Raw genomic sequence first — 13,013 nt, 5'->3', positions numbered from 1 at the left:
AGAGCTTGTTATATTTATAAGAAGCTCTTTTTATTTTGTAACATTTCGAAAAAATCAAGAATAGAAAGATTAACTTATCTACAGGACTAAGTGTTAATACTTAGCAAATTAAACAGACAATTCTTAATCTTTTTAAAATCCACAAAAAACGCCTTTATTATCACTTCTTAACTTTTAGTACTTTTTCCTGAGATTGCATTTTATATAATGATGAATTGAATATTAATAAAGTTAGATTGGCTTTTTCAGTGTTTATATCCATATATTTAACAAATGTTATGCCTTGACTTTATTTTCGCCAGTAATAATAAAATTGTTCGTTTTACTGTTTCATGGTAAAAAAAACTGTTTATCCATACATGGCTTAAGGAACTGGCGTGATAAAAAAAATATTAGATATTCTCCCTATTTTTGGGAAAAAAGACGTCGATATTACTGAACAATATCTTCAAGGCTCTCTTGTCCTACTGGCTATATTTGATAAAAGTTTACCTAAGCGTGCATTAGATTATGTACTTACAGGTACAAACCCTGAAATTCTATTTGAATTAAATAAACTAGATGCAGCGAAAGCCGCCGTTTATTTTCATCGTGCGGGAACATTAGAGTGGTGGTATGCCAGTAATGTTGATACAGGAAAGTACGGTAAGGTTATCACCCAAGGCCTTAATGCCCGCCATAAACTCTACTCAAAGGTTGGTGAAAGTTTTTCCTTAGAGCAAGTGGCCCGTTTTGCCAAAGTCATCGCTGCCGCATGTCAAGATATCAATATTAAAGTAACAACAACGCAAGTCCCCACTTGGGTTATCTACCTGTTAGTTGATGCGTTTTATACCACTTACGATAATGCACGTAACCTTAATTTAGAACATCGTAAACATTGGAGTATGGAGTTTATCGCCAATATGGTCGAAGCAGAGGCCAATATTGGCGGTGAAAACGCGTTATTTGCAATTTTTGATAGAAAAGATGTCTCTGAATATTATGCCGCTAATCTTAAGCGTATTTATGAACTGTGTGATTTAAAAGACTATCTACTTTCACATCAAGAATTTGTTAGAAAAGAATTAGTTGAAAAACTTTCAGCGAATGGCTTAGTCGAGCTAATAAATTATCTAAATAAAAATACGATATTACGCGATACTTTTGCAGATATTATTGTTTTACTTGCCACTAGCAGTTTAAGAACCGTCAAAAAAACGGCTGAACCTATTTTAAATACCTTACCTGCTGAAATCGTAAAAGAAAATTTAACCCATGTTTTAATGAATGGTACTCCCAAACAACGTACACAAGCCGCTGATTTATTCGCGCGCCAAGGTGAAAACCGTGATGTGCTGGCAGAAGCATTAAAACATGAAACCTCAAAAGCAGTTATCAAGAGCATTGAAAGTGCGCTACAACGTTTTTGTGTTGCTGATAATGCAAATACCGTTGAAGCCATTAAAGCGCCTGATTTTACTCCCTTAGAAGACACACCATTACCCGATAGTGCCCGCGATATTCTGGTGAATAACTTCAATGAAATGTTAGTAAAAGCAAAAGAAAATGCTGAACGTGAAATTGAAGAAAATAAAACGTCTAAACACTCTTATAATTGGGCACAACGCCATTATAAAGATCTCTCTAAAATTGATGAAAAACAGTGTCGAGCATTAGTGGATAAACTCAATAGCGGACAAGGCACTATTCAAGTCAATGAGATCCAAATAATTAAACACAAAAACCGTATTCCTAATTTACCTGAATACACCTTTTTCCATGCCGTGCGCGTGATCACCAATAACCGCCAACATGCGGATCACTTTTCCTCTCACTATTTTAATAGTGATATTCCTGAACGTTTATTGAGTGATATTGAATTACGACACGTTGAAAATGTATTAGAACGATGTCATTTCAAACGTGCAACGCGTATCACAGCGGCGCTGTGCTTAGAATCTTATCAAGATGGCTTACGTCGTTTCCGTAAACCAGAACAAGTTTGGCCTTTCTTCTCTCAACATACTGATTATATTGCAGAAGCGCTAAACTTAATGCCAAATCAAAGTGAACACCGCTATCGCCAATTTGAAACTTCACAAGGTATTGAAGTATTAAGCCGTTTTCCAACCATTCCTGCACAATTCGTTCCGCGTATCATGGAATTGGCTCTAGGTGAAAATAAAACACACCGAGTTTCAGCTCAGAAATTATTAGAAACCTTACCGAATATTCACTTAAGTGCACAAGAAGGCTTAACTTCAAGTAAACAAGAAATTCGAGTCACCGCGATTGAATGGTTAGCACGTTTAAATAACCCTGACTCATTACCTGCCCTTAATGCCTTACTGAAAAAAGAGAAACGCGAAGTAGTACGAGCCGCTCTGCTCACTGCGTTAGAACAATTAGGTGAGGATATTTCAAGCTATTTATCGCCAAAGACATTATTAGCAGAAGCTGAAAAAGGTCTCAAAGCCAAACCACCCGCAAGCCTTGCTTGGTTTAACTTCGAGGCGATCCCTGCATTAACATGGGAAAACAAAAAAGCGGTTGATCCCGCGATTATTCGTTGGTGGATTATTCTCGCCGTCAAATTAAAAATGCCAGGGGGTAATGCGTTATTACAACGTTATATCAGCCTACTTTGCGTTGATAGCCAACATAAACTTTCAAGCTTTATCCTGCACACTTTTGTCGCTCAAGATATTAAAGGACCAACACTTGAAGAAGCGATGGCTGAAGCGCAACAAAATGCCCCTTCTCGATTAACACAATACAAAGATTGGGCCAAACGTTATCCTGAATATTATGCTAAATATGAAACCTATACTTTAGAGCAAGTCGTCGAAGAAATTAAAAACGAGGTACTACGTCGTTATTTAGGTTCGGCAATCAGCGATAAAGGAATGCTCGCGCTTATTTGTGGAATTGAGGGGCATATTGCAGTATCAGTATTACGTAACTATATGCGTGATCACTATCAGCGTCGTGCGCAAATCGAAGCGATGATTGATGCGGTAGCTTCAAGTAATGATCCTATTATCATTCAACTTCTGCTTTCATTATCACGTCGTTATCGCACAGCATCTGTGCAGGAAAAAGCGCGTAATTTAGTTACGCAAATAGCTGAACGCAATGGTTGGAGTGCTGATGAATTAGCCGATAGAACCATTCCAACCGCCGGCTTTGATGATTCAGGAACATTAGTACTGGAATATGGTGAGCGTACTTTCACCGCCAAAATGGATGCAAAACAAAAAATTGTTCTGTTTAATCCTGAAGGTAAGGAAGTTAAGTCATTACCTGCAGCACGCAAAAATGACGATCCAGAGCTGATTAAAGAAGCGAAAAAACTTTTCACTTCAAGTAAAAAAGAACTTAAACAAGTTATTGAATTACAAAGTGTGCGTTTATATGAAGCGATGTGCGCGCAACGCCAATGGCTAAGCGCTGATTGGCAAGAGTATATTTTAGCTCACCCTATTATGCATAAATTGATTGAACAATTAGTTTGGCAAGAAGTAAAAGAAGGTGAAGTTATCAATACCTTCCGCCCTTCTGATGATGGTGCTTTACTTAACCTTGAAGATGACGAAGTCACCTTACAAAATGATTCTTTGATTCAATTAGCTCACGCCGCCCTAGTTAATGAAGATGAGCGTAAAGCATGGATTGCACACTTCAAAGATTACAAAGTGAAATTCTTATTTTCACAAATGGAACATAAGATCCCTGATTTAGATCTGACACAAACAGAAGTTGAAGACCGAAAAGGTTGGATCACAGACACGTTCACCTTACGGGGTATTTTAACCAAAATGGGCTATCAGCGAGGCCCTGCTGAAGATGGAGGCTCGTTCTCTCACTATTACAAATTCTTCTCTAGCTTAAACTACTACGTCAATATCGGTTTTAGTGGTAGCTATGTACCAGAAGAAAATATTCCAGCGGTTTTATTCGATTTAAGTTTTGAGAAGGATCAGCAAAATTACTGGGATCGCAATAATATTGAGTTAAAGCAAGTACCACCGATTTTATTAGCAGAAAGCTACGCGGATTATCTAAAAGTCGCTGAAGCTTGTGCAGGATTTGATCCTGAATGGGAAAAGAAAACACCTTGGTAAAATTTAGGGATAATTAGGAAAGAATATGGCTAAAAAAACACCCAAAGAACAACAAGCAATTAGGGAAAGTGCCGAGGTTCGATTTGCTGAAGAATTAGAACGCTTAACAAAAGCGGATGCTAATAATCCGAAGCCCCAAGGATGGCTTCGCTCTCCTCGGGCTGTGCGCCAATTTATTTTAGGTGATGATACTTTAGGTATCACACCTAAGTTTTTCGGTGATGATGCCTTAGTTGATCGTGCAATTGTTACATTATTAGGCAAACAGGGCTTAATGCTGGTTGGTGAGCCAGGTACAGCAAAATCAATGCTCTCAGAACTTTTTGCGGCTGCTATCAGTGGTGATTCAGGATTAACCATCCAAGGTACTGCAGGGACGACAGAAGATCATATCAAATACTCATGGAACTATGCGTTACTATTAGCAGAAGGCCCAACAGAACGAGCATTAGTCGGCTCACCGATTTATCAAGGCATGTTACAAGGTAAAATTGTTCGTTTTGAAGAGATAACTCGCTGTCCTCCTGAAATTCAAGATGTGCTGGTTTCTTTAATGTCCGAAAAACAGTTAATGATCCCTGAAATGGGCGACGGTGCGCGTATTAGTGCAAAACCCGGATTTAACTTGATTGGTACCGCAAACTTGCGTGACCGAGGTGTACATGAGATGTCTGCCGCATTAAAGCGACGTTTTAATTTTGAAACAGTAAAACCTATTCGTGATCCAGCTTTTGAAATCAGTTTGATCCAATCACAGCTTGAAAATGAGTTAGGTGCTTTAGCGACAGAAATCACCATCCCTATGGATGTGGTGGAATTACTGGTTACCACATTCCAAGAATTACGTTCAGGTAATACCCAAGATGGTGGCAATATCAAAACACCTGATGCGGTTATGTCAACAGCAGAAGCCGTAAATATCGCTTATGCTTGTGCGTTAGAAGCGCATTATTTAGGTGATGGCGTGATGAATGCCGGTGCGATTGCACGTCAATTAATCGGCGTTGTATTAAAAGATAATCCTGATGATATTAAGCGTATTCGTTATTACATGGACAACGTCGCCAGAGAAAGGGCCAGAAATAGTAAAGAGTGGAAAGCGTTCTTTGATGCATCAAAAGACTTTTGGCAATAAAACGTAAAGAGCCACAGCGAGGCATTAAAGTCTATTTATTTATCTATTAAAGGCAGAGTTAACTTACTCTGCTTTTTCACCCAAAAAAGGGATCAACACGGTGACGCTACCTTCAATATCTTTACCAACAAGAATTGACCAAGCCCGACTGAAATGGACGTCGTTACAGCAACAACATCTCTATTTTGCCCCTGTACGCCACCATAGCCCAGCTTGTGCTTATGCAGTTTTATCATTAATTGATTCTGTAAAACCTGATTATATCTTAATTGAAGGTCCGGATACCTTTAATTCGCTTATTCCTAGCCTAACGGATAAAGATACTCTCCCTCCTATTGCTATTATGGGGCAAGCCGAATATTGTCATCATGATAGTGGCCTAGAAGAGCGTGAAAAATCGCTACACTCTGCCTATTTCCCATTTTGTGAATATTCCCCTGAGTGGCAAGCTTTGCGAGGTGGTTTACGCATCAATGCAACAACACGTTTTATCGATTTACCTTGGGCTGCTCAAGTCAATAACGAAGAGTACAGCGATCTACAAAGCCGTAGCTTACAAAAAGAACGTTATTTAGCCCATAGCCAATTTATTGCACAATTAGCTAAACAATGTCATTGCCGTGATCATGATGATGTTTGGGAGCATCTTTTTGAGTTACGCAGTATTGAGGCATTAGCAGATTGGCAAACTCTGTTTAATGACATTTTTATTTGGTGTGCACTTGCACGCCTTGACTATGAACCTGAAGTACTTGCATCTGAAGGCTCTTCACAACGTGAAGCACATATGCTCACTCATATAAAAACCATCAAACAGTACGAGCCTAATGCCAAAATATTAATCGTCACAGGGGGAGCCCACACCCTTGCGCTAATCGAAGGCTTAGCTTCTTCACAACCCAACTCTTTCGCTATTTCTAGCTCAGAACAAAAGCACTTTACTAAAATGCAAAAAATGGGCGAAAAAGAGCAAGCTTGGCTTATTCGCTATAGCTTTGACAGATTAGATGCACTTAATGGCTATGCATCTGGTATGCCATCTCCGGCTTTTTACCAACAAGCTTGGCAAAGCTTAATGCAACAACATCATGATAAATTAGAAAACAATGAGGCGGCAAAACAGCCAACGCAAGTTTATCGCAATAAAATGGGCATCGCCTTTTTAAGCTCAGTGGCTCAGACTATCAGAGAACAACAATTTGATAATCCACCCAGTTATTTAACCGTAAAACTAGCAGCCGAGCAGAGTTTACGCCTCGCTTTACTAAGAGAGCACACTGGTATGGGGCGTTATGATTTGCTTGATGGGTTACAAAGCGCCTTTATTAAAGGCAGTTTAGATGACAGTCAAAACGAATTATGGGACGAAATCAAAACCTGTTTTTCAGGTTATCTATTAGGACAAATTCCATTAGGTACAGCAACGCCCCCTTTAGTCAATGAAACCTATGAACGCGCCAAAGCATTTCGCTTTAAACTTGATGATACATTAGCAAAAACTACAAAATGTGATGTTTATCGCAACCCCCAACATCGCTTAAGAAGTCGTTTTTTACATTTATTGGCATTTTTAGAAATCCATTTTGCCCACCGTGTCAATGGACCTGATTTTCTTTCTGGTCACCAGTTAGATCTATTATTTGAAGAATGGCAATATGCATGGACCCCCAATGTTGAAGGTGAACTGATCTCATTATCAGAAAAAGGCTCTCAACTTGAAACTATCGCCTTAAATAAACTGTTAGCAATGGAAAAACAGCTTGCAGAACAAGGACAAAGCCGTTCAAGCCAAAGTGCGGTCACTTTGTTAATTCAAGCGGCATTAATTGGGCTCCACCAGCGTATCCCTACGCTATTTAAACTGCTAGATAGCTATATTCAGCAAGATTTTCGCCTTGAGTCATTAACACAATGTGGACATAAATTGATCCATTTATGGCGAGGTCGTCAATATCTTGATATTACCGATGAGCTGACATTGGAAAATAGGCTACATCAAGTGATCCCTCAAGCCTTCTTTTGCTTAGAGCAATTGGCTCAAGGTGATGAGCAACAACAAGAAAGCAATCTGCAAGCCCTACTCTCTTTACGTGAACTCATTGAGTTTATGCCATCACTGGATCATCAATATGATTATAAAAGTGATTTTTATCAGCAACTTAATCGCCTTGATGGACAATTAGATACCGTTCCTTTATTAAAAGGTGCGGTAGATGCATTACGTTATCTAGGTTCGTATATTGACGAAAAGACCTTAGCGGCCGTGCTAAATGCGACCTTTAGTACAGGCAGCGCTCCCGAACATGCCATTGGTTATTTTGTCGGTATAATGCGCACTGCACCAGAGCTAGTCATTCGCCTGCCGTTGTTAGTCAATCACTTAAATAGCTTATTACAGCAATGGGATGAAGAACGCTTTATTCAGATTTTACCTGATCTGCGTTTTGCCTTTAGCCAACTTAATCCCAAACAAAATGCAGAGCTTGCACAATATATTGCTAATGATATTGGTTTAGATACGCAAGCCTTATCACTATGGCAATCAGAATTTAGTGCCAAGCAAATGCTTGAAGCCACTAAACTCAATCAAAAATTGCAACAGCGCATTAAGACACAAGGCATGATTTCTTGGTTTGAGGCGAAGAAAACAGAGAAAGGAGACCATACTCATGGAGAAGCATGATGATGATATGCCTAAAGATAAAATACAACAAGCCAAACGCTGGCGCTTGATTTTAGGCCAATACGCTGATGATGCTTTAGGGCAAGCCACGTTTAATGCTGATGATCTTAAAATTGAACGTACACTCGATTTTCTTTATCGCCGTGAATATCAGCGCCGAGGATTACGTCAAGAGCGCGGTCGCCATGGCTCTCTCGATGCATCGCAACTTACTGCCGTAAACTGGCTAAATCAAGCTCGCAAACTTTTTCCCAATAGCACATTTGAACGTATGCAATCACAAGCGATTGAACGTTATCAAATCAGTAGCTTTCTTAAAGATCCCAATACGCTAAAAGCCATGGAGCCGACTAAAGCGTTAGCTAAAACACTATTAAGCTTACGCGGACGAATGAGCGAAGAAACGCGAGATGCAGTAAAAACCATTATTCGTAAAGTGGTTGAAGATATTTTGCGTCAAATTCGTAATAACTTTCGCCAATCATTAACCGGTCGTCGTAATCGCTTTAGACGCTCGTTAGTACCAAATAGTCGTAACTTTGATTGGCGTGCCACTATTGCCGCCAATTTAAAACATTACGATACCCAAAATCGTCGTTTATTGATTGAAACTCCTTACTTTAATTCACGAATGCAACAGCATTTTCCATGGGATGTCATTCTCTGTGTTGACCAAAGTGCATCAATGTCTAGTTCCATTATGTATGCAGCTGTGTGTGCGAGTATTTTAGCTTCATTACCTGCTGTTAATGTCTCCTTAATCGTGTTTGATACTCAAGTTGTCGATTTATCACACTTAGCCGACGATCCCGTTGAAGTGTTAATGACAGTCCAATTGGGAGGAGGTACGGATATTGCTAGTGCCATGCAATATTGCGAAAGCTTAGTTAACAACCCTAAGCGTACTGTTATTTCGCTTATCAGTGACTTTGAAGAAGGGGGATCATTAACCCGATTATTAGATTGCACACAACGTCTCAATAGCCAACAAGTTAAATTATTAGGACTGGCAGCACTAGATGATGAGGCTCAACCGGTTTATGACTCAACTATCGCACAAAAACTCGCCGATAGAGGTATGCAAGTTGCAGCTTTAACCCCAGAACATTTCGCACAGTGGCTAGCAGAGGTAATGCAATGAGTTGGCAGACCGTTTATTTTCATTATGATGAAGATGCGCTTACCGTCTTTGCTAATGCCGGATTATTAAGACGCGCAAGAAAAGATGTTGATAACGAAAAAGTCTCTGTTACTGATGCAAATACAGGGCAATTTAGCAGTGATGGGCAAAAAGTCGTTTTACATGAAGCAGGCATTCAGCAAGCCAGTTGTGATTGTTCCGCAGCAGGTTGTTGCAAACATATTTTAGCCGCTATTTTATGGTTACAAGCCAACAACAATTCGACTGATGATATTAATACTGATAATCCCATTGAAACATCAGCAGAAAAAATTATAGCGCCTGTTGAAACACCGCCTTTATTACCCTCTTTATTTACGCTTGATCCCGAGTTACTCATCAAAAAAGCAGGTAAACCCGCCTGTCGGACTGCGATTAACTTAATTGAACAATGGGAAGATAAAACTTTAGTTCTAGAAGACACAGGAACCCAGCTAAAAATCCAACTCCCTGATGTTGATGAACCGGTCATTTTCTTACAAGCAAGTGGTTACGATGGCATGTTATCCCCTTTTTCTAGCTCTCAGAAAAAAGCTTTTCATCTTGCGATTGTCGCGAAAATATTTAAGCAAAATACACAGCCTTGGACGTGGCCTGAAGATTTAATTCCCTTAAAATCTTCACAACGCCCACTGAATGATGAAGAAATTGCCCTTATTAATACTATTGAACAATTTATTGATGATCTATTACGTCAAGGGCTATCACACATTAGTTTAAGTAGCGCAACGCAATTACATTTACTTAATATGTCTGCTCGTGCCGAGGGTTTACCTCGTTTAGCCTCTTATTTACGAACATTAAGTACTCAAGTCAAGCGGTTAGCTGAAAGACATTTCACTATGGATGAAAGCAATGTCTTACGTCTATTAGCTCATATCTCAGCCTATCTTTTCCAGCTATCTTATGCGACACCTGAACAATTAAAAACATTACGAGGGCAACTTCGCCGTCAATATGATGATAAAAAAACCAGTCTCGCGCTTATTCCTATTGATGCACATTGGTGGACAGCACAAAGTGGCGCATTAGGCACAACTTTTACTTTCTGGGATAAAGAAACAAAACAATTTTTACAAGCGACACAAGCTCGCCCTAATCAACTTGATACCCTATTTAATCGCTATAGTGTTTGGCATAGTTTATCGTTATGGAAACAAACTGCAGATAAGCTCATGCGCCGACCTTTCTTATTACAAGCGCCTCGTATTTCTGATGAAGGGAAACTAGCTACTATTGGCGATAGCTTTGCGCAAAATCAAACCGATTTTCTTGATGTCACAGATTATCATCAACTACAAACAGAATTAGGTATTCATAACTGGCAAGATTTACCCAATTATTTTACGGATCAACCAGAAGGATTTCTTTCCCCTCTGGTTTTACATATCAAAAGCTATAATCCCTTAATTTGGCATGAAGTAGAGCAGTGTGTTATTTGGGAAGTGGTAGATAATAATGGAAATTCGGCCTTTTTGCGCCTTTATTGGGAAGGCGAAACGCAAAATAATTTAGAAGAATTACGTTTTCTCACTAAACGAGAATTAGAAATCGTTGCGATCACCGTGCAACCTGTTCGACGTGATTTCAATATCGATTTATTACCCACCACCATTTGGATCAAAACAGAGCAAGGCATTGAAATGTTTTATCTCGATTTTGACCAATTTCCACGTAAGAAAAAACAGTCTGGTTTTATTAGTCATATTCAAGAATATATGGCTAAACGTAAGCGACAAACGGCAATGCATCACAGCGAACCTACCCTTGCACAAAAATTTTGTCGCCCCATTTTATCCGTATTGGAAGCCCAAGCATGTACAGGGCGAGAACAACTTTCTGCAATGCAAAAAGAGCAATTAGAGAGAAGCAAACAAATTGCTGACGATTTAGGTATGACATTAATAGCTAACCAATTAACTCGTTATCTCGCTTTAACTGCTCGTGACTCTCAAGCTTTATTACAGTTAATTTGGCTATGTGATAATCTGCAACAATTACAAAGCCCGTTACCCATTCAACTTAATGAATAAATTTCAAGGTTGTTGTTAAATAAAAAGCTATCTCACTTAGTTAATAAGAGAGATAGCTTATAGAATAGCAATAACTGGGTTTAGGCAGGATTATCGATATCGACAAAAGTAACATCTAAATGGTGAGTTTGTGCTAACCATTCACCTAATGCTTTAATACCATAACGCTCGGTAGCATGATGCCCAGCAGCGAAAAAATGCACGCCCATTTCTCTTGCTATATGAATCGTCTGCTCTGAGACTTCTCCTGTTACAAATGCATCAACACCTTGCTCTGCCGCCTGTTGAATAAATCCTTGTCCTCCACCAGTACACCAAGCAATATGGCGAATAACATCTGGTGCATTGTCACCACAGTGAAGCACATTACGCTGTAAGGCTTTTTCGAGTCGTGTTTTTAATTCATTGGCTGTGACAGGTAGATCAAAAATCCCTTTCGGCACTAAAGGCTCGATCTCACCCTCAACTTTTACGCCCATTTTTAACGCTAATTGAGCGTTGTTACCTAAAATAGGATGGGCATCTAAAGGTAAGTGATAACCATATAGATTGAGATCATTACATAGTAGGGTTTTTAAGCGATTGCGTTTCATTGAACGGATAACAACTGGCTCATTCTTCCAAAAATAACCATGGTGAACTAATACAGCATCTGCATTTAAACGTACCGCTTCATCAAGTAAAGCTTGGCAAGCCGTTACTCCTGTCACTATTTTTTGAATATGAGGGCGCCCTTCTACTTGAAGACCATTAGGTGCGTAGTCGTGAAAATTCTCAATACTTAGCTTTTCATTAATAATTAATTCTAGATCAGTATTTTTCATATCCTGTTTCTCCTTGTTATCACGGCGCCACAGTGCGTAGTGTACATATGTAATAAATAACAATAGATTAATTAGCACTTCTCAAAGTGAATAACCTTTATTGTAACTTAAAATAAGAGAATAAATAGAACAGTGAAAAATACACGTGATAACACGTTAAAAAGGGTTTGAAGAAGGGGAAAAAATAACGCCTGTTTCAACAGGCGTTAAATGGAATTTTCTGTTATTTATGGCTAGTTAATGCCATTTCTGATTTAGCCAACCAAACTGGCTTATTGCTTGTTTTAGACCATACACGATGTAAATAGCTATAAAACTGAGCGCGTTTAGGATGAAAAACCATAACAGGAAATGCCACAATACCTAGCGCTACCGCACCAGTACGACGGGCTAAAACATGTTTTTTAGTGTATTCGTTATAAGCTGGCATAGTGTTCTCCTGCATAAAATGAATTGATGCTGAAATTTTACCTCATTTGATGAAATTTTACTACTGATCAGACCACTTATTTTGTGCGAAAAATCACCTTTATTTTGCTTGTAGTGTAATTAAATTTCACAATAGAAATAAAAATGAAACAAAATTGAAACAAAAACAAAAACAAAAACAAAAACAAAAACAAAAAAACATTAACAAAGCAAACTAATACTTTATTGAATTACGGTTATAGTAAATAATTTCGCGAGTGCGAGTGAATGATAAAAAAGAGAAAATCAGAGAGTGAGATTTACTGCTAAACAAAATAAGTTTAGCAGTAAACAAGAAATTAGATATTGGCTAACTCTTTAAATAAATTAGGGTTTTTATGAATAGCAATAAGTACTTTCGCTGTAAGCCCTGTCGGATTACGTCTTTTTAATTCCCAACTTTTTACAGTATCGATACTTGTCCCTAATGCATGTGCAAATTCACTTTGTGAAACGTTAAGTTGCTCCCTAATCGCTTTTACATCAGCAACTTCAAACCGAGTCACTTTCGATGCTTTTTTATCGCCATTTTTAATTTCTACGGCTTCTTCTAAAGAGGCTTTTAGATCATTGAAGAAACTCAT

8 protein-coding genes are annotated in these 13,013 nt (G+C 38.7%); 5 read left to right on the top strand and 3 right to left on the bottom strand.

The features are described 5' to 3' along the window. Positions 1–377 precede the first annotated feature (377 nt). From PMI_RS02760 to PMI_RS02740, 5 genes are all read left to right on the top strand, one after another. Positions 378–4,106 (top strand): DUF4132 domain-containing protein, encoded by a 3,729-nt coding sequence (locus tag PMI_RS02760; protein ID WP_012367665.1) that lies wholly within the window; start codon positions 378–380, stop codon positions 4,104–4,106. 25 nt (positions 4,107–4,131) lie between these two features. Further along, the gene (locus tag PMI_RS02755) at positions 4,132–5,241 is read left to right on the top strand and encodes an ATP-binding protein (RefSeq protein WP_012367664.1); all 1,110 of its coding nucleotides are present in this window, start codon (positions 4,132–4,134) and stop codon (positions 5,239–5,241) included. Between the two features lie 100 nt (positions 5,242–5,341). Next, positions 5,342–7,924 carry a DUF5682 family protein gene (locus PMI_RS02750; RefSeq protein ID WP_012367663.1) on the top strand — a complete coding sequence of 861 codons (2,583 nt, stop codon included), beginning with the start codon at positions 5,342–5,344 and terminating at the stop codon, positions 7,922–7,924. Continuing rightward, positions 7,911–9,065, top strand: a complete 1,155-nt coding sequence (locus tag PMI_RS02745; protein WP_017628479.1) for a VWA domain-containing protein — start codon at positions 7,911–7,913, stop codon at positions 9,063–9,065. Before PMI_RS02750 ends, PMI_RS02745 begins: the two co-directional genes overlap by 14 nt. After that, on the top strand, positions 9,062–11,137 hold the full coding sequence (locus PMI_RS02740; protein WP_012367661.1) for an SWIM zinc finger family protein: 2,076 nt from the start codon (positions 9,062–9,064) through the stop codon (positions 11,135–11,137). Before PMI_RS02745 ends, PMI_RS02740 begins: the two co-directional genes overlap by 4 nt. Before the next feature lie 80 nt (positions 11,138–11,217). On the opposite strand, the gene PMI_RS02735 is transcribed toward PMI_RS02740, so the two are convergent. The 3 genes from PMI_RS02735 to nadS all read right to left on the bottom strand — a co-directional run bounded on the left by PMI_RS02735 (position 11,218) and on the right by nadS (position 13,013). After that, on the bottom strand, positions 11,218–11,961 hold the full coding sequence (locus PMI_RS02735; RefSeq protein ID WP_004247540.1) for a type 2 GTP cyclohydrolase I: 744 nt from the start codon (positions 11,959–11,961) through the stop codon (positions 11,218–11,220). Positions 11,962–12,184: 223 nt separating this feature from the next. Continuing rightward, positions 12,185–12,391 (bottom strand): YbfA family protein, encoded by a 207-nt coding sequence (locus PMI_RS02730; RefSeq protein ID WP_004247539.1) that lies wholly within the window; start codon positions 12,389–12,391, stop codon positions 12,185–12,187. A gap of 337 nt (positions 12,392–12,728) precedes the next feature. Next, a complete protein-coding gene (gene nadS, locus PMI_RS02725; protein ID WP_012367660.1) occupies positions 12,729–13,013 on the bottom strand; it encodes a NadS family protein in 285 nt (94 codons plus the stop codon).

Origin of the sequence: Proteus mirabilis HI4320, from assembly GCF_000069965.1 — a bacterium.
GTDB lineage: Bacteria > Pseudomonadota > Gammaproteobacteria > Enterobacterales > Enterobacteriaceae > Proteus > Proteus mirabilis.
Note: the sequence above shows the minus strand (reverse complement) of the source record. Positions and strands in the feature narration are given on the sequence as shown.

What these genes read in the sequence shown, in the direction of transcription:
- PMI_RS02755 (WP_012367664.1), top strand. Translation starts at nt 4,132, where the DNA reads ATGGCTAAAAAAACACCCAAAGAACAACAAGCAATTAGGGAAAGTGCC.
- PMI_RS02745 (WP_017628479.1), top strand. Translation starts at nt 7,911, where the DNA reads ATGGAGAAGCATGATGATGATATGCCTAAAGATAAAATACAACAAGCC.
- PMI_RS02740 (WP_012367661.1), top strand. Translation starts at nt 9,062, where the DNA reads ATGAGTTGGCAGACCGTTTATTTTCATTATGATGAAGATGCGCTTACC.
- PMI_RS02735 (WP_004247540.1), bottom strand. Translation starts at nt 11,961, where the DNA reads ATGAAAAATACTGATCTAGAATTAATTATTAATGAAAAGCTAAGTATT.
- PMI_RS02730 (WP_004247539.1), bottom strand. Translation starts at nt 12,391, where the DNA reads ATGCCAGCTTATAACGAATACACTAAAAAACATGTTTTAGCCCGTCGT.
- nadS (WP_012367660.1), bottom strand. Translation starts at nt 13,013, where the DNA reads ATGAGTTTCTTCAATGATCTAAAAGCCTCTTTAGAAGAAGCCGTAGAA.